At 53.2% G+C, this 17963-nt stretch carries 13 protein-coding genes; 7 read left to right on the top strand and 6 right to left on the bottom strand.

From position 1 onward, the window contains the following. Positions 1–180: 180 nt before the first annotated feature. Positions 181–579 (top strand): type II toxin-antitoxin system death-on-curing family toxin, encoded by a 399-nt coding sequence (locus NOV86_RS13495; RefSeq protein WP_267642027.1) that lies wholly within the window; start codon positions 181–183, stop codon positions 577–579. A gap of 32 nt (positions 580–611) precedes the next feature. Beyond that, a complete protein-coding gene (locus NOV86_RS13500; protein WP_267642028.1) occupies positions 612–782 on the top strand; it encodes a hypothetical protein in 171 nt (56 codons plus the stop codon). Between the two features lie 249 nt (positions 783–1031). Here NOV86_RS13500 and NOV86_RS13505 read toward each other — a convergent pair whose 3' ends face one another. From NOV86_RS13505 to NOV86_RS13520, 4 genes are read right to left on the bottom strand one after another with little or no spacing between them, the layout of a single operon-like run. Beyond that, positions 1032–2873 (bottom strand): ATP-binding protein, encoded by a 1842-nt coding sequence (locus NOV86_RS13505; RefSeq protein WP_267642030.1) that lies wholly within the window; start codon positions 2871–2873, stop codon positions 1032–1034. Continuing rightward, on the bottom strand, positions 2870–4150 hold the full coding sequence (locus NOV86_RS13510; RefSeq protein WP_267642031.1) for a DNA double-strand break repair nuclease NurA: 1281 nt from the start codon (positions 4148–4150) through the stop codon (positions 2870–2872). The genes NOV86_RS13505 and NOV86_RS13510 overlap by 4 nt, the downstream gene beginning before the upstream one ends. Next, positions 4150–7434: an AAA family ATPase gene (locus NOV86_RS13515; protein WP_267642032.1), complete on the bottom strand. Its 3285-nt coding sequence runs from the start codon at positions 7432–7434 to the stop codon at positions 4150–4152. Before NOV86_RS13515 ends, NOV86_RS13510 begins: the two co-directional genes overlap by 1 nt. After that, the gene (locus tag NOV86_RS13520) at positions 7431–8612 is read right to left on the bottom strand and encodes a DNA repair exonuclease (RefSeq protein WP_267642033.1); all 1182 of its coding nucleotides are present in this window, start codon (positions 8610–8612) and stop codon (positions 7431–7433) included. The genes NOV86_RS13515 and NOV86_RS13520 overlap by 4 nt, the downstream gene beginning before the upstream one ends. A gap of 802 nt (positions 8613–9414) precedes the next feature. Here NOV86_RS13520 and NOV86_RS13525 point away from each other — a divergent pair. From NOV86_RS13525 to NOV86_RS13545, 5 genes are all read left to right on the top strand, one after another. Then, positions 9415–9666: a hypothetical protein gene (locus NOV86_RS13525; protein WP_267642034.1), complete on the top strand. Its 252-nt coding sequence runs from the start codon at positions 9415–9417 to the stop codon at positions 9664–9666. 87 nt (positions 9667–9753) lie between these two features. Beyond that, positions 9754–11238, top strand: a complete 1485-nt coding sequence (gene dndC, locus NOV86_RS13530) for a DNA phosphorothioation system sulfurtransferase DndC (RefSeq protein WP_267642035.1) — start codon at positions 9754–9756, stop codon at positions 11236–11238. A gap of 9 nt (positions 11239–11247) precedes the next feature. Beyond that, positions 11248–13275: a DNA sulfur modification protein DndD gene (gene dndD / locus NOV86_RS13535; protein WP_267642036.1), complete on the top strand. Its 2028-nt coding sequence runs from the start codon at positions 11248–11250 to the stop codon at positions 13273–13275. After that, positions 13272–13673, top strand: coding sequence for a DNA sulfur modification protein DndE (dndE, locus tag NOV86_RS13540; protein ID WP_267642038.1), 402 nt, complete (start codon positions 13272–13274; stop codon positions 13671–13673). The genes dndD and dndE overlap by 4 nt, the downstream gene beginning before the upstream one ends. 1 nt (position 13674) lies before the next feature. After that, complete coding sequence (locus NOV86_RS13545; RefSeq protein ID WP_267642040.1) at positions 13675–14853, top strand: cysteine desulfurase family protein; 1179 nt, start codon at positions 13675–13677, stop codon at positions 14851–14853. Positions 14854–15462: 609 nt separating this feature from the next. On the opposite strand, the gene NOV86_RS13550 is transcribed toward NOV86_RS13545, so the two are convergent. Together NOV86_RS13550 and NOV86_RS13555 are read right to left on the bottom strand one after the other, a co-directional pair. Next, complete coding sequence (locus NOV86_RS13550; RefSeq protein WP_267642041.1) at positions 15463–16416, bottom strand: O-methyltransferase; 954 nt, start codon at positions 16414–16416, stop codon at positions 15463–15465. Positions 16417–16419: 3 nt separating this feature from the next. Beyond that, positions 16420–17766 (bottom strand): ATP-binding protein, encoded by a 1347-nt coding sequence (locus NOV86_RS13555; protein WP_267642042.1) that lies wholly within the window; start codon positions 17764–17766, stop codon positions 16420–16422. Positions 17767–17963 lie beyond the last annotated feature (197 nt).

Below are 17963 nucleotides of genomic sequence, written 5' to 3' on the forward strand. Positions count from 1 at the left end.
AGACACGGGCCGCGGCAACAGCCCCTCTCCGGTCACAGGCCGCGAAAGGTCGGTGGCTCGGTGGAAGTCCTCGTCACAAGGGGCTCGGAGGGGGCAAGCCGATTTCTATTAGTACACTCCGGCGGGCGGGTGTGTCGTCAGCAGAAATCATTATCGGGTGGCGTGAGAGAGAGACGAAGTGTGGCTGACGACCTCACGTATCCCTCCGTCCAGTTGGTCCTCGACCTGCACGAACAGATAGTCGAGGAGGGTGAGAAGACGGAACCAGGGGTCCGGTCATCGGACCCAATCGAATCTGCTATCCAGTACGTTTCCGAGGGATTCTTCGGTGAGGTTCCAGAGACGATTCACGAGAAGGCAGTTCATCTGATGCGGCTGCTCGTTGCGGACCATCCGTTCGTCGATGGGAACAAGCGAACCGCTCTCCGAACCGTGGTCGTCTTCTACATGATGAACGGGTACACGTTCGACTACGGTGACGAGATACGAGCCTTGCTGCATCGCTTCGCGACCGACGAAGCGACCGTCGACACCGAGACCACGGTCATCTACTTCCGGGCGTGTGCTCGCCGCAATTGATAAAGGGGCACGACGAGTACCCTAAATCAACAATGGCGTCCAGCACCGATTCCTCGTCGTCGGTCGACGAAGAAGCCCGCCGACTGTACGAGCGGTACCAGACAGCCGAGAGCGACGAGGAACGGCATGCGATTCTCCTCGAGATGGGGAAACTCGATGGACGTCGCCATGAAGAGATCTACGAGGCGCTCGAAGACGAGTAAGTCTCTCCCGAGTTCAGGTGCTCTTTTTGAAGAACACAGCCCAGCGACTGCGTCGGTGAAACAGCTGGCTATAGAAGACCCCCATTCCGTAGGTGACAAATATCGGACATTTAGACGCTAGTGAAAGTGAAAACGTCAATACAGACCTCTTTACCTGTCTATAGTGGATTGAGAGCGCTGGTGCCACCCTCCAGATAATTGGCGACCCTGATGGCCAAGTTGTATCCAACTAGCCTACTGACAGCCGAATCACTCGTGTTTCGTTACACAGTCAGGTAGGCCAATAACTTCAACTGATTCAACGTCAGGCGCTTTGACGACGGCCTGTCCTTTGCCGAATTTCGGAATATCGCGCTTGAACCCACGCGGTATCGAGGGCACTTTCTCAACGACTTCCTCGCGCAGACCGAGGAAGATGTTCGTATTGATTTGCTTCAAGATGTCATCGTCGATATCTTCGGGGTTCTGCGTGATCATCATCAGTCCTAACTTGTCCTTGCGGCCCTGCTTGACGGCTTCTCGTGCACGCCGCACGATGTACTGTTCACGCAGGGAATCCGGCGACGAGAAGTAATTGTGCGCCTCGTCGACGGCAACCAGCATGGGCGTGTTCTTGATCTGGTCGACCACGTGGTGGTCGTCGATTTTGTTCTCGATGATGTACGAGAGGATCGAGAGCACGGTCAGGTGTTCTTTCGCACCGCGAAGATGGCTCGTGGGTATCACAGTTACCTGGCCCTCGCGGAACATGTCATTAGCGAGGTCGGTGAGTGACGACATTCCGTGGTCGAAAACGTTCTCGAACGTCGGTTCCTTGATGCGGCGAATCATTGCAGACCAAGTCTGACTCGCGATCTCGCTGTCGTCTTGGAGTTCCTCGTTCGTTTGAACGTAGGAGCGGAAGTCGGTGTACGTCGGCGTCTCCCCCTCGGCGTCAGCATGGTCGAAGTACGAGTCGAGGGCCATCTCCAGAGCGCTACGGATGGTCTCACGCGGCTGGTACGGCATCAGCAACTGCGGACGCGACCGAACGAGCTCGAAGGGGATGCCAAAGGGCTGCTGCGTACCGGTTCCTGGGTTCGGCACGTTTCCGATGCTTGGGACGAACACTTCGAGATCGTCGACGCCACCGACCTTGATCCCCTGCCGACGTAGTTTCTGTTTGGTTTCGTCGTCAAGCTCGGGCTCTTCGCCCATCTGCCAGTATTCGTTCTCAGGGTCGAGGATCACGATGTTCAGCCGGCCCTGTAATTGCTCGCCCGTTTCATGGTGCTCAATCGGGTAGCGCTTCCCGTCGACGAACTGCCGCAGCAGATTCTTCGTGAAGTGCGTCTTGCCCTTCCCAGTGGAGCCGGCGACGAGCAAGTGTCTGAAAATCGCTGGTTCACCAGGCTCTGGTTCTCCTGTCTCAGGATCGATTCCTGGGTTCGACAGGTAGTATGGGAATTTGTCGCCGTTGATGACCATCTCTTCGCCGCCGACCGAGAGGTAGCCACAGAACGGGCCCTCGTCGGGAATACTCAGGCCAGTTCGAAGATACTCGTCGTCGCGCGAGAGGCTCACCGGCGTGTTCGGTTTCGGAATCCGGTTCACGATTCCCCTGTCTAGACTTCCGTTTTGCGTCGGGCTCAGGATCGCAATCGGATCGAGGGCCGCAACCAGGACGAACTCTGACTCGTCGAGATCCTGGTGGCGGCTAATGTGGTTGTGCGTGTCTGATTTATCGTCGAGGTCGGTGTAGGGTTCGTAGCGCAGCTTGTCCGTGACCGCGAAGAGTTCGTCGTTGCTGTTCGGATACGGGATTTGGACGTAGTCTCCAACCCGAATCTCGTTACGCTCAGTGGTAGTGATGAACGCGTTGACGTTGTATTCGTCGCGGCCGACCATGATCTCCTCGCTCGCGAGGACGTGGCCGATTTCGCCCTCGGCGAGGTCGCCGTCGGCGCTCGGAACCGACGTCTCAGGAACGACACTGGTGGTGTTGGACGTGTCCGTTTCACTCGTCTCCTCGTTGGTAGTCGTGGTCGAACTGTCCGCGTCGTCTTCGAGGGTCGGGTCTTCGTTCAGGAGGTCGTCGATTTCGTCAGTCATGGTTCGAGGTCAACGTCTTCGATGTCGCTCCAGCGGCCGTCCCAATTGTGGTCGAAGGACGCTTCGCTCGAGCGAATCATGTTCCGAATTGTTTCGCGGTTTTTGCTGGTGATGCGGGCGATACGATCGGCGCGGCCGACGGCACCGGGGACGTCTTGCTTCTTCGCAATCTCCTTGAGGGTCTTGTACTGGACGGCCCTCCGTCGATCCTCGTCGCGGACCATCAGATACGGGGCCTCGACACGCAGGACGTCGCCCGTCTTCGGGAGTCGGACGTAAAAGAACGCCCGTCGGTAATCGCTCGCAGCGCCATGTGAGAGTCTGGACTCGATACTGCCGAGCAGGTCGAACGACTTGTTCCGAAGCGGGAGTTCTTCCTGTACGAACCAGGAGGTGTAGGTCAAGTGGTCGAGGCTGCTGTCGCGAAGAACCTCACCCATGAACTGGTGGTCGCGCGTCCAAGGTACGTCCATGCGGACTCCGTCGTCGTCGGTGAGGTTGTGGCGCGAGATTTTCTCATCGAGGGCCGTCAGGACTTCGTCCATCGTCGACGTCTTTACCACGCCGACGACGGGTAGGTCTTTCTCGAACTGTTCATCGACGAAGTCGGCGTAGTTCCCGAGGATTCGCCGTGGGACCTCCCACGCTCCTGCGGGCGTTGACCGGCCGATTTCGTCGAGCAACAGCCAGTAGACGACGCCTAGGGGATAGACGGCCCCATCGATGAAGCAGACGCCGTCGATACTGTCCACGTTCTCGATGAGATGCTCGCTCTCGGCCAAGTGTTGCGCCGCAGTCGCAACGTCTTTCGACAGGTTTCGGGATCGACCAACGTCCGGGAACCGGACGACTTCGCCCTCGACGTTCCCCTCAGTAGCGTCCGTATCGTGGAGCGTGCTATCGCTGTCGGCGAAGTGCACGACGGTCTTGACGGTCCCGCATTCCTCGATTGTGTGGTCAGCGTCTTGCCCCACGACCCCAATCTTCGCGTAGGCGGTGTCGACGATGAGGCCGTTGTTGAACTCGATCGGCTGTGTGGTACTCGCGTCGAGACCGTAGGTTGGCTGAGCCCACGGGTCTTCAGTCCACGTGCCTAGTTCGCTGAGCCGCGTCTTCTGATAACTGGGTTCACCGAGCGCTTCTATTGACCCACCAGAGTGACTGAGGAGGTCAAACAGCTCCCGGGCGTATGCGGCCTGCTCGTCCTGTTCACGCGGTACGTTCGCGTCGATGTGGTCGAACAGGTTGCGGACGACAGAGAGGGCGTTCGAGTCCATCAGTCGTCCCCTATCGCGGTTTCGTCACCACCAGCGGCTCGCATCTCAACTTGGCTGGTGTTGGTTTCCTCATCGATAGTGATTCTGCACTCGTGGTCGGCGCCGTGAATCAGGCTTTCGTCGTGGCTGACGACGATGACCTGTGGGACATCCCAGCTTCTGATTGTATTGAGCATTTCCTCGAGTTGGCCGACGTGGCCCTCGTCGAGGAAGGTGGTCGGTTCGTCGAGGATGAAGGGCGGGAGTTTGCCGCGGTCGCCGCCCTCGAGTTCGGCAATCAACCGGTAGATGCCGGCGCGGAGGGCGAGATTGACGATCGCTCTCTCGCCGCCGCTGGCGTTGCTCGGGTCCTCCAATTCGCCGTCATTGCGCAGGAGCTTCAGGTCGTACTGGAGGTCGCTCTTGTTCTCTACCTCGCGGATGACGACTTGCTGGTAGCTGCTGTTCTTGTAGACCTCGTCGAAGATTTCGTTCGTGTACTCACGCAGGTACCCGAGGTATTGCTCGCGAAGTTCCGACTTGGAACTGCGATAGGCAGCGAGCATCGTGTCGATCTCGCCGATGACTGCGTCTGCCCACTGGTACTGGCGTTCGTAGCGATCAATATCCGCCTTCAGGTCGCGCAGGCTCTCCAGGTCTTTCTCCAGCGATATCCGCTGGTCGCGAAGCTCCTGGATTTCCGATTCGTAGATTTCGACTTTCCCTTCCAGTTCCTCGATGCGTTCATCGAGTTTGTCGCGGTCGTCGCGCAGACTGTCGACATCGGTGTCGCCCAGTTCTTCCTCGAGAGCCTCTTTCTCACTCTCCAGGGTACTGATGCGCTGGTTCAGGTCCTGTATTCGCTCATCACAGTGGGCGACTGTTTGCTCGTGGCGATCGATGTCGTTCTGTAGGGCGTCGATCTCGTCGTACTTGTCTTGGGCGTCACCGACGCGTGACCGGATTTCCTCAATCTCATCGACGCGTTCCTCGGCCTCCTCGAGTGCCGCCTCTTTTTCCGCAACCGTCTCCTCCTGTGCTTCAATCTCGGCCTCCAGTTCGTCAATCGTCTCATGGACGTCCTCGATCTCGTCTTCGAGATCACCGATGTCCTCTTCCAGGTCTTCGACCTCGTCTTGGAGCGTATCGACCGTGTCCCGTTGCTCTTCGACGTCGTCGAACGCATCGAGAACCGTTTCGCCAGCGTCAACCTCTGCTTCGAGTTCTTCGACCTGCTCACTCAGTTCAGACTCCTCTTCTTCAAGCGACTCAATCTCGTCTTCCAGCTCAGAAATGAGGTCCTCCAGCTCGCTGATGTCGGACTCTAATTCGTCAACACGGTCCTTAGCGTCGTCTACCTCGCCCTGTTTGTCGTCACGGGCGCTTCGCTTCTCCTCGAGTACCTCGTCGCGATAGTTGATTGCGTCACGAACGTCGTCGAGGAGGTCGTCGAGAGCCGTGCGTTCGTTCTCGAGGTCGGTCTTTCGATTGCGCTTCTCGTCAAGTTCCTCCCGAACGTGAGCCAGTTCGTCCTCATAGTCCTCGATTTCGTCTTCGACATGGGACTCGTCCACGTCCTGGCCACATTTGGGACACTTGTCCTGGTCGCTGAGATTCTGTACTTCCTCGATGTCTTCTTGGAGCTGCTCTTCCCGGGTTTCCAACCCGGCAATCGATTCACTAACCAACTCGATTTCAGACGTCAGTTCATCCTGTTTCCCAGGGATACGTTCATCTCGAACCTCGGCCAGACTATCTGCGGTAATCTCCACCGCGAGAGAGTCGCCCTCCTGCTGAAGGCCCTCAACGCGACTGTGGAACTCTTCCTTTGCGGTCTCAACCTCGGACTCCAACTCCTCTAGCGCCTGCTCACGCGAATCCCGCTCATCACGCGCCGTTTCGAGGTCAGACTCGGTCTCCTGAAGTTCCTCCTCTTTGTCCTTCAGGTCGTCTCGCGTTTGTTTGAGCTCTGTCCGGACTCTGGTGAGTTCTTTGTCGGCTTCCTCGCGTTCGTCATCGAGTTCGTCGACGCGTGCTTCAACCTCTTCGCGAACGCTCTCGTCAACCGCGTCGGCCGGTGTTTCGGGGAGGAACTCTGCTGCTTTTTCGTTGCGTGCAGTAACGCGGCGCTGCAACTCGTCTTCCTCGCGAGACAGCTCCTCCTGCCTGTCCTCAAGCGTTGTCTCCTCTTCAGCGAGTTCGCTTTCAATCGACTCTAACTCGCCTTCTTCATCATCGAGGTCGCTCTCGAGACCCTGGAGGTTGTCATGGGCCGTCTCTAATTCACCGTCCCGCTTCGTGCGCTCCTGTTGCGCGTCAGTATACTCCTCTTGGACGGACTCGGCAGCGTCCTCAGCTGCAGCTGGCGTACTCAGGTCGTACTCGACGGCTTCGTCCAACTCGGTGATTCCATCTTCCAGTTCCTCGATTTCGGCGCGTTTGGCTTCGATGGCGTCTTGGGCATCTTGTTTCTCCTGCCGTTTCTCAGCCCGGGAACTCTCATCGTCCTCGATCTGGGACTTCTTCTCTTCCTTCTTTTCCAGCGTTTCCTCGTACGACTCGATTTTCCCCTCCAGGTCGCTTCGTCGGTCATCCAGCTTGTCGATGAATTCCTCAACCTCCTCTTTCTCGCCCTCCTTCTCCTGAATCTCGTCAGTGAGATCGCTAATGTCGGCCTCGAACTGGGGCTCGTCTCGGTCGTACTTTTCTTCGAGTTGCTGTTCGGCCTTTTCTCGATAGTTCTCGTTATCGCGTCGAATGCGCTTCGCGCCCCGTTTCGCGCCCTCCATCTTCGTGATGTACTCGTCGATTACGTCGAGGTTGAGGAGGCTGTCAATCAGCTCAGTCCGAGTGTCCGCATCGATGAGCCGGTTGATCTCTCCCTGGCGGACGTAGACGCTGGCCGAGAAGTCGTCCTTGTCCATGCCGAGAATCTTCTGGATCTCGTCTTTGACGTTGCTGACTTGACTCACCGGTTCGGAAAGCGCAGGAGAGGTGAGCGTCGCGTCGGGGCCCGTACTCGTCGTATAGAACGTCCACTCAACGGTGTAGTCAACCCCGTCGATCTCGAACACCAGTTCGACGTGGGCTTTGTCTTCGCCGCGGCGGACCAAGTCATCGAGGTTGAAACTCTGATTGCCGGCGCTGGTAATATCAGACAAGAAGAGCCCGCCGAAGATCCCCATCAGGAGGGACGTTTTCCCTGCGCCGTTGTCGCCGTGAACGAGGATCGTTCCTTCCGGGAACTCGACTGTCTGGTTCTCGTAACTGCGGATGTTCTGGAGGGTCAGTTTCTTGATTCTCATTCTGCCACCTCCTCGGTAGTGTCGCTTTCGTCGTCGCTGAACGCTTCGTTCTGGGCCTGTTTGATGTCTTGCTCTATCTCGTCGGCAACATCGTTCTTGTTGTTCGGCAGGCCCTCGTCGCCACGAACCCGTTTGTCGATTGAGAGGGCGGTCTCGCTCAGGTCCTTGCCGGCGATCTGTTCGTCGATGATTTCGTCTGGGTTCTGAACGTCACCCTCGGGACCACCACCGAGGTCGAGTTCCTGCCGACCGCGGTCGTCCTTGACTTTGGCGACGGCGGCGCCACGGTCCATCACGGCGCTGTAGACGTCGCTAGACGTCAGGGCGGTGCGTTCGCCGCGAAGGGTCACGTGTGCGACTTTGTCCCCAAGGTCGTACTGGTCGAGCACATCGTTGAGACGACTGTGCGCGTCGCCCTCGCTAAACTCGATTGAGATTGGGGCGAACTCGCGCGTGTCCAACTCGCGCTTCCGTCGCCGAATGGAACCGTCTTCGATTTCGAGCAGACTCACGCTCCGCGGTTCTTCTTCGCTGAGACTACAGCGTTCGGTTGAACCAGCGTACCAGACCGGAACGTCGTCGACTATGTCCTCTTCCGGCTTGTGGTAGTCGCCGAGAGCAAGCGCGTCCAAGCCGATCCCGACGCGGTCGAGCACTTCCTCGGTCGAGTGGTCAGCCATGAAGTCTTCTGACCCGGGAATCGGCGGTGCGAGCAGTTGATGCATACAGAGGAGCGTGAACGCATCTGAGTCCTCGGGTGGCTCAAGGGTGAAGTCCTTCGAGTGCCAAGACGGTTTGGTGACGGAATCGATACCGTAGACGGCAACGTCGCCGCCAACTATCGTCGGTTCCCGAGAGAGGCGTTCAGCAGTCCCTGTCTCGCGAATGAGGTCGAGCCACTGTTCGTCCATCTTGCGGTCGTGATTCCCGACGATACCATAGAACGGAATGTCTGCCTCGTCGAGCTTCCGCAGCGTCTGAATGCAGCGAGTGACTTCGGGCAGCGAAGGTGTTCGACTATCGAACAAATCACCCGTATGAATGACGGCATCGACGTTCTCGTCCACAGCGACGTCGATTGCCTGATCAAAGGCCTCTGCCATATCGTCTTTCCGTACGTCACTTCCGTACTGGCGATTCCCAAGGTGTGTGTCGCTGACATGGAGGAGCGTCGTCATTGATTTTGTATCAGACACAAATACATTCGCACGTGATAAGGGTTCGCGAACCAAGGCGAAAGTAAAGTTAGGATTACGGCTCCTCCCTGAACAGGATTGGTGGCTCAGTATTAATCCTTCATCACAAGGGGCTGAGTGGGGGCAAGACGATTTCTGATAATAGATTGGACAGTATTTTGATCGTTCATCGCGGAATGAGGCCTCCGCAAACCTGTGTAAAATGTGCCGTCCCCAGCACCAAGCGGGGGCAGCTCAATGAAACCAACCGCAGTATTGCGATCCCGGATGCGCATGACGTTCCATCATTAGAGAGCAGCGCAACGTTGTTGACCTTCTGACCTCATTTGTCAAGTGATGTTTCGCGAGTACGCTCGCGCGACTAATTAGAGAAACGCTCTTTGAATCTGACCCACGACCACCAGATTTGGTAGCGAGTAAGTCACATTTCCTACGGGGTTCCTCAGTCGGGTAGTTGCGACGATATCGAATCAACAGATAGCGGTTGGTCGGATCGTTAAACTAGAATATATGAACGGCAGTTGTACCCTGGTTTCACTTTCACTCCGAATGGGTCGGCTTTTTGCTCGTGTGAAGTGAATAGCACAGAAGAGAGACAACGTTGAGAGGAGAAAAACGATGCCCAGCTTCGACATTGAAACGGAGGAAATAACAGCATACGACATTGGAGAGAACTATATCCTCAAGACGTACTTTGACGAGAACCAGCTGTTCAAACAACTGGAACCTACTACAACGAAGATAAATACAGATTCGAAATAACAGACGACAACCCCAAACAGGTATGAAAATCCTAGAAGAGTACTACTACGGACTGACAGTGGAGGATGGTGTGGAGGACTACTGCGTAGTCGTAGAGAAAAAAGCAGATTCAAACGACATACGAAGAAACTCGCTTATGAGAAAACGTAGGAGACAACACGAGACTCTCGTCATGAAAAATAAATTATTGAAAAAGAAGGCGATGGAGAAGGGCGCTATCAACTTAGAAGAATCTGGAGTCCGTGGAGAGGAATTAGTATGGAAACCTCGGTGACCGAGGCGGGGGCATCGGTTAAAACATCGGTGCGTACAAATACCTTCAAGTGGTTTCCGCTTGGGAACACTAATAAGAGACTATAGAATGAGTACCGATAATCTAGAAGTTGCGAAAACTGGACAAGAGAAAGGAGAGTCCGTTTTCGACAACCGCTCACTTGCAGATATCTACGGAGAAATACAGGACACTTACCTAGCGGATGACCGTCCTTGGGTCATTGGGTACAGTGGCGGCAAGGACTCAACCACTGCCCTCCAGCTAATTTGGTACGCTATCGAAGATCTCCCAGAGAATAAAAGAGACAAGCCAATCCATGTTATCTCAAGTGATACCTTAGTCGAAACTCCGAAGATTGTCAACCACATCATCTCCACTCTCGAAAATATCAACGAATATGCAGAAAAGAAAAATCTACCTTTCACGGCTCACAAGGTCACTCCCAAGGTCGACGACTCATTCTGGGTTAACCTGATTGGCCGAGGCTACCCAGCACCGAACCAGAACTTCCGCTGGTGTACCGAACGCCTCAAAATCGACCCTGCTGACCGCTTCATCGAGAACAAAGTCTCCGAACACGGTGAAGTCATAGTCGTCTTGGGAGCACGCAAAGCAGAATCAGCCACCCGCGAGCAGGTGATGGAGATGCACAGCATCGAAAGCAGCGTGCTCTCCCGCCACAACAAGTTCGCTAACGCCTTCGTCTACACCCCCATTGAGGATTGGATCGTCGATGACGTTTGGACGTACCTCATCCAGGCTGTCGAAAACCCGTGGGGCAAGAACAATAGAGACCTTGCAGCCCTCTATCAGGAAGCCGACGACGAGTGCCCTATGGTGATCGATACGAAGACCCCGTCCTGCGGGAACAGCCGGTTCGGTTGCTGGACATGCACCGTCGTCTCAGAGGACAAGGCTATGCAAAACATGATCGACGAGGGCGAGGACTGGATGGAACCCTTGCTGGAGTTCCGTGACTTTCTCAAAGAAACCCAAGACCCGGAGAAGAAGCCGAAATTCCGGCAAGTAAAGGGCCGTCAACACGGCTACGTCAAGGAGAAAAACAACGGCAGCGATGGCATCATCCCCCGTGCCCACAAGTTCGAGTTCTGCAAAGATCTGCTGCGCAAGCTTCTGGAAACGCAGAAAGAAGTCAACGAGGGTCTCCCTGGAGACGAAGAGATGGAGCTGATTCGAGAGGAAGAACTCAGAGAGATTCGCCGTCTGTGGCGTGAAGAACGTGCAGACTGGGCCGACTCCGTGCCACGGATCTACAACGAGGTCATGGACAACAACCTCAACTGGGTACACGACGACCTCGGCTCCTTCGGAGAGATGGAAGCAGAAGTTCTGAAAGACATCTGTGAGGATCACGATGTACAACCAGAACTTATCAAACGCCTGCTCGACACCGAGTTCCAGCACTACGGAATGAAACGCCGGGCCTCCATTTACAGCGAGATAGACAAAGTCATGAGAGAGGACTGGCGCGATCTGGAAGAAATCGTTGCAGAGATCGAAGGAGAGGACCGGATAGAAGCCTGGCAGTACGACGGTATCGGAGGAAGCTGAAGGTACTTTATGAGAATAAATAAACTGGAAATCACGGACTTTGGACCCTATCGTGGTCCCAACGAGATCACTCTCTCATCAAGTGACGACTCTCCTATTGTCCTGTTCGGCGGGAAAAATGGGGCGGGGAAAACCACTCTGTTTGAGGCCATAGGATTCTGCCTACACGGGAAATCTTCACTCGGCCGCCGCACCGCCAGAAAGGACTACGAACAGACTATCCGAAGTAAACTCCACGAATATCCTGACGGAAAAGCAGACGAAGCCTCAGTTCGTCTGGAGTTCGAGTACGCCCACATGGGCGAAGTTGACCACTACTCGGTCGAACGCTCTTGGCGAGACAGAGGTAAGAGCATCGTCGAGAACCTGGAGGTTCGGAGAAACGGGCAGATACCCTCTGAGCTGAACGAAGACCAGTGGCAGGACTTTCTCAAGGAACTTGTCCCGCCCGGCGTCTCACAGCTGTTCTTTTTCGATGGCGAGAAAATTCAGGAACTCGCATCCGCAGTTGAATCTGACGCCGACTTCGAGGACTCGATGTACTCCCTCTTAGGTTTGGACCTAGTCGAACGGCTGGACACTGACCTCTCCATCTACATCTCCCGCAAGTTGGATGAAAGCGGGGTCGAAGGTATCAAAAACGAACTCGAAGAACTCAGAGAAGAACGAGTCGAGTTTGAGCAGGAACTCAAAGACCTCCAGCAGGAGAAGGAGGAGAAAAAAGAGAGGCTGCAGGAACTGGATTCAAAGATCGAAAACAAAGAAGCCAAAATCGCTCAGGAAGGTGGATCATATGCCGAAAAGCGGGGAGAGCTGAAAGAACGTCGGGCAGAACTCAAAGCCAGTATTGAACAACGCGAGGACCAGATCCGGGAAATCGCCATGGGTGCATACCCGTTTACCCTGGCACCCGATCTGTGTGAGGCCGTAGTTGACCGGCTCAAGACTGAGACAGAACGGCAGAACAAGGTAACTGCCAGAGACGAACTCACTGACGAACTCAACGATGTTCTCGGAGATAATGATGTCTGGCAGGAAACCGATGTTCCTGAAAACCAGATCGGGGAAGTCGCTGAACGTATCAAGCGAAAGCTCCAGGGACGTCTTGAGATCGATGACGAAGAGCCAGAACTTGCACACCAGTTCTCCGAAGCACAACGCCAGGAAATCTACTCTCTGGTGGACAAGGCCCTACACAATGTTCCGCAGCAGCTGTCAGAGGCAACTGAAGAACTGGAAGAAGAAACCCGAGAACTTCAGGAAGTAGAAACTGGCTTAGGCAAAGCACCTGATGAAGAACTCATCTCCCCGCTTATCGATGACCTCAACGAGCTGACGGAAGAGAGAGGTGCGATCAAGTCTCAGCTGGAAGAACTCGAAGAAGAGACCAGTAAGACACAGACAAAGCTCGAACGGAAAGAAAACGAGATCGAGAACAAACTGGAGAAGAAAGCCCGTGTCGAAGATGTCTCCGAACGGGCAAACCTAGCTACAGACGTACGTGACGCAGTTCAAGACTTCCGAGAACAACTTGCCAAGGAAAAACTCCGGAAACTGGAGAGCAAACTCAGTGACCGGTACATCACTCTCTCCAACAAGGGCGATTTCTACGACGAGATTGAGATAGACGAAGACACCCTTGACATCTCCATCAAGACCATCCACGGCAACAAAAAGCCGCACACCGAGCTTTCCGCGGGTGAACGACAGATATTCGCCACCTCTCTACTCTGGGCGCTAGCAGATATCTCCGACCGCCCACTTCCGTTCATCGTCGACACGCCCCTTGGACGCCTCGACAACGACCACCGGGACAACCTCATCACGCACTTCTTCCCCGAAGCAGCTCACCAAGTCATCATTTTTTCTACCGACACGGAAATCGACGACAGCCAGTACCAGAAACTAGAGGGATACATCTCCAATGCCTACCACCTCGAATACGACGAAACAGAAGGCCGGACCATTCCCTCGAAGGGCTACTTCTGGGGCGACGATGACGAAAACCAGCAGTCCCTGGAGGAGATCACCTCATGAGCCAGAAGTTCAACCGCATCACGATAGGTAACGACGCCACCAATCGGTTGAAAATGTTGAAAGCCAACACCGGCATGACGCCGAACTACCTGTGCCGGATCGGGTTCTGCTACTCCCTGAACGAACCACGGCCACCAAATCCGGAAGAATACGACAACGAGGGCCAGACGTTCAACCGGTACACCCTCCTCGGAGAACACGACGCACTCTACATGGCCCTCCTGAAGGAGCGGCTAATCCAGGAAAACAAAGATCCTGAAGAGGATTTGTACGATGAGTTCGTCGCACACCTCAACCGAGGAGTGATCAGAGTCCACGGCAACGTCAGAGACCTAACCGATCTCGAAGATTTGGTACCCGGTGAAGTGAAAGGGAAGCACGCACAACAGGAAGGATAACATGACTTCTGACGTGGAAACTCCCATCTACCTCGACCACCATGCCACCACCCCTGTAGACGAAGACGTCATTGAGGAGATGAAGCCCTACTTCATAGAACATTACGGGAACCCTGCGAGCGAAGACCACATCTACGGGGCCAACGCCAAAAGAGCGGTCAACGAAGCCAGAGAACGCATCTCAGAAGTGGTGAACTCCCGCCCCGAGGAAATCATCTTCACCAGCGGAGCTACCGAATCCGACAACTTAGCTATCAAGGGAGCAGCCGAGTACGCGGCCAAACACGACAAGGGGAACCACGTCATCACAGCTGTCACCGAGCATGAAGCTGTACTCGAAGCCTGCGAAGCAATGGAAGAGAAAGGGTTCGCTGTTACATACCTTCCTGTCGACGAACACGGCCAGGTCGATCCCAGCGACGTAGAAACCGCGATCCGTGACGACACCGTGCTAATCTCGATTATGGCCGCAAACAACGAGATCGGTACCACCGCACCTCTCAACACAATCGGTGACATCGCCAAAAAGAAAGAGGTCTTCTTCCACACTGATGCAGTCCAGGCAATCGGATACCTCCCCATCGATGTTGAGGAAATGGGGATCGACCTGATGTCTATCTCCGGTCACAAGATCTACGGGCCGAAAGGCGTCGGAGCACTCTATGTCCGCCGCAGAAATCCAAAGGTGAAACTCGAACCTTTGCTTCACGGCGGCGGGCACGAACGAGGCTGGAGATCTGGTACGCTCAATGTACCGTCTATCGTCGGGTTTTCAAAGGCAGTTGAGATGGCCGACAAGAACATGAAGGAACGTACTAACCACGTGAATGCGCTCACCACCTATATGTGGGAACGATTCAACGACGAGCTGGACAATATCGTCCTGAACGGTCATCCGGAGAAACGGATACCCAACAACCTGAACATTAGTTTCGCAAGCGTAGAGAACAAGGCCCTCGTCAAGAACCTGCAACCTGATATAGCAGTCTCAGCAGGTTCGGCGTGCACCACGGGCCAGGTAGAAGCCTCACACGTCCTTCAGGCCATCACCGAGAACGAAGCCAGGTGGCACAACGCAATACGATTCGGCTTCGGGAAAGACAACACCAAAGAAGAGATTGAGTACGCCACCGACGAAGTAATCAAGATAGTTAACAGACTCCGCAACCTGTCCTTCTAGAACTGTAGCGTGGCAAAAACAAGTCTTTGTATGTATCGATGGCGGTGGAGATTCAATCCATCAATTACTATCTCTCTTTTACTTGAAATTCGCTGCTGCATTCCTTGCACCGATATTTCTCGGGATGCTCAACTAGCTTCGATTTTCGATATCTCGTAATTTAAGACTCACAACTCCTGCAGACGACCAACCATCTCGCCTCTGTAAACACCTCACAATATAATTAAGTATTCAGTCTCTCCGCCCACTCCTTGAATCTCGAGCCGTGACTCGTATCGTTCTCCGTATTCAACAGATGGACGTTGATTAGTTCGTGACGAACAGTTGAGACTGTATCAACCCCACTGTTTTGCTTGAAGTAATTTCCGGTGACACTTTTCACGGTCGGATCTCCATCGACATACTTGACAACACCAATGCGGCCTTTTGATCTCAAGGTAACCTCACATGTTAAGGAACCAATATCCACATGTAACCCGTACTCACGCACCACATTGGGTCTAAACTTTTATCACTGATAAAAACTCTCCTCAGAGCAATCCGGAGATATCTCAAAGCACTCCAGGTAAAGGTTGGACGAGGCTGTGTTCCGGATCTCCTCACTAACAGTCATAGCTCGGTTTCTACAAACGATGGGTAATAGCGATAGACTTTCTCGTACATTTCCTTTTTTTCATCAGAGATCGGTACTTCGTTACTGATCGGGTCACCAGGAAGTGCCTCGTCGAGAGACCTCGCTTCAACAAGGGTCAGGTTTGGATTCTCGATCTGGAAGAGGTCTGAACCCTTTTCAACGAACTCGAATTCCTCAAAATTCGCTTTTTCTATGGAATCCACCATGCTCTCGGAATATACCACACCGCCAAACGTCATCATTTTCGCATTATCCTCATATTCGAAATTTACTAATTGTTGGAATTTTATTTGCTCGTCTTCCGCCACACCTTTATTCCTGGGTCTGAGGTAATATGATTCGATAACATTAGATAGGATCTTCTGGTAAGTCTTCGCTTTTCCGTTGCCGAATAAATCAGAGTCACTGATAGTATCAGGGATGTTATCGGCACCAACCTCTTTTTTCAATCGGTCAAGGCGGGATTCATCTTCTTCTAACCCACTGTCCTTATCTGGCACAGCGTTCAAAGTGGTGAAAAAGAAGCTGCCCGGTGGAGCCTCAGAAAAGAACACCTGGAATTCGTTGTCTATCATAGACTCTTGTAGACAGGTCTCGTAGTCCAACCAAAGTATCGTAGGCTTGTCCCAGTCAATTTCTGAGAGCGCATCCTTCGAATCTTTCAGTATGAGATCGATACAACTGTATGGTGTATTAAACTCAAACCGTTCCTTGTCTTGGAAAACACGCTCTATACTCACCATATCATCGATCCCATATTCTTTATGCAGTATCCTGAATTCACTGAAAAAGATTGACCCAAAACCGATGTACCGGTAGTCCCGATGTGGATGAAGATGAACTGCTCTCTGTAAAAGTTCAGCCAACATTTTCCTTTCAATACTCTTCGCAGGCCTCAGCCTGAAATTGATATCATCATAGGACGGCATGCTTTATCTCTCTACCTGATCTGAATAGAAGTATTCAAACGTCTCAACGCCTACCTCCTTGTACGTTCCAACCCCCAACACATCTTTGATGTCCTCAATCTTGTCCTTGGGCCTGCTATAGTTGATATACCCAACTTCATCCTCCTCTTCAACTTCTTCAGGATTTGGGGCTGTGAAATCTCGTTCCTCACTGGTATCCATTTGATTAACATCAACGTACTCCCCGGAGTCGATTCTTTGTTCAATTGGAGAACTCTCACCCTGCCCCAAATTCATATCTGATTTCTGATTACTAACTTCTCGTAAGAAATTGAACACAGATCGAGTTACTGAAATCATTCTCTGTTTTCCTCTCTGATACACACCTGAATCAGGGTTTATGTCTGTTTTCGTTGTATTCCATGGTAGCGCGCCCGGATCAGAGCTCTTGAAATTTACCATGCCTCGAAAACGGGCAAAGTCGTTGTGATATTTCGGTAGGGGGTCCCCCCAACCGGTCATTTCTGATTGATCCGCTTCAAGCACCAGCCGACCATTACAAAAGACGTACCAACCAGCCTTGTTTGGGTCAGCTTCTCCTAAACCTGCTCGGATATCAACTTCAACTTCTTCTTCTTCGCGCTCGAAAATAAAGTTTTGAAAAGCGGGTTTGAAGTCATCATCCTCCAGCATCTCCAAAGGAGAGTAACCAAGTCCCTCGTTGTTCAGAATGATTTCTAAGCTTCGGTTGAGAAACATACTAAATTCGGATGTCAAATGGCTTCGCAGCTTGGAGATGAAAAGATTGTCTCCAAAATTCTCTCTTGGGGACTCGTGTAAGTCTGTGATCTGGATCCTTGTCCCCGTCTCGTCCAGAGTGCAACGGGGATCATCTTCATCGATAGATTCCCCAGTGAAATTCCAACCATCGTGTTGTTTCCACTCTTCCGAATCAATCTCTATAACATATCTTTCGTTATTTCCGTGGTAGTAAGTTTCCAGGAGGAAGTTTTTTCCGAGCCGGAAAAATGAGCGTTTCATTCCGACACCAAATTTCCCTATCTTGGATGGCAGATCTCCCCCCTCCATATCAGGTCTGCCAAATCGGAATGCATAGTCCTCAGCGAGATCTCTTGGAATGCCGCCACAATTGTCCTTAATGGTGATTTCATCAGAATCCGCATCAATCCGCACATAGAGGCCAGATAGATCCTCTTCATCATCTGCAATTCTTGTAGCCCCGTCAATGCTGTTATCCACGAACTCTGGAATGGTGTCGATCAACTTCACGTCCCGAGTGATGATTTCGATAAAAAACTCTTTGACCGGATGGGCGTCGATATCAAATGTCCCTGAGTCTGAATCGCTCATGCTTTCTTCTTAAATAGGGTCTCTCCGTGCTACTGTAAAAATACTTTGCCAGTTATAGACAATCAAACGAAGTCGATTGGATTCCGTTTGCGTTCCTCTTTTAGGGTGAGATTCCCTAACCGTGATCTACGAGCTGTTCTTCCTGATCATCTCTATGGCAAGAGGTGTTCTGGATTCCAGTGGAGTCATCAATTACC

The organism is Haloarchaeobius amylolyticus, from assembly GCF_026616195.1.
Classification (GTDB): Archaea; Halobacteriota; Halobacteria; order Halobacteriales; family Natrialbaceae; genus Haloarchaeobius; species Haloarchaeobius amylolyticus.

Coding starts and splice junctions, on each gene's coding strand:
- NOV86_RS13500 (WP_267642028.1), top strand. CDS start 612: ATGGCGTCCAGCACCGATTCCTCGTCGTCGGTCGACGAAGAAGCCCGC.
- NOV86_RS13505 (WP_267642030.1), bottom strand. CDS start 2,873: ATGACTGACGAAATCGACGACCTCCTGAACGAAGACCCGACCCTCGAA.
- NOV86_RS13510 (WP_267642031.1), bottom strand. CDS start 4,150: ATGGACTCGAACGCCCTCTCTGTCGTCCGCAACCTGTTCGACCACATC.
- NOV86_RS13515 (WP_267642032.1), bottom strand. CDS start 7,434: ATGAGAATCAAGAAACTGACCCTCCAGAACATCCGCAGTTACGAGAAC.
- NOV86_RS13520 (WP_267642033.1), bottom strand. CDS start 8,612: ATGACGACGCTCCTCCATGTCAGCGACACACACCTTGGGAATCGCCAG.
- NOV86_RS13525 (WP_267642034.1), top strand. CDS start 9,415: ATGAAAATCCTAGAAGAGTACTACTACGGACTGACAGTGGAGGATGGT.
- dndC (WP_267642035.1), top strand. CDS start 9,754: ATGAGTACCGATAATCTAGAAGTTGCGAAAACTGGACAAGAGAAAGGA.
- dndD (WP_267642036.1), top strand. CDS start 11,248: ATGAGAATAAATAAACTGGAAATCACGGACTTTGGACCCTATCGTGGT.
- dndE (WP_267642038.1), top strand. CDS start 13,272: ATGAGCCAGAAGTTCAACCGCATCACGATAGGTAACGACGCCACCAAT.
- NOV86_RS13545 (WP_267642040.1), top strand. CDS start 13,675: ATGACTTCTGACGTGGAAACTCCCATCTACCTCGACCACCATGCCACC.
- NOV86_RS13550 (WP_267642041.1), bottom strand. CDS start 16,416: ATGCCGTCCTATGATGATATCAATTTCAGGCTGAGGCCTGCGAAGAGT.
- NOV86_RS13555 (WP_267642042.1), bottom strand. CDS start 17,766: ATGAGCGATTCAGACTCAGGGACATTTGATATCGACGCCCATCCGGTC.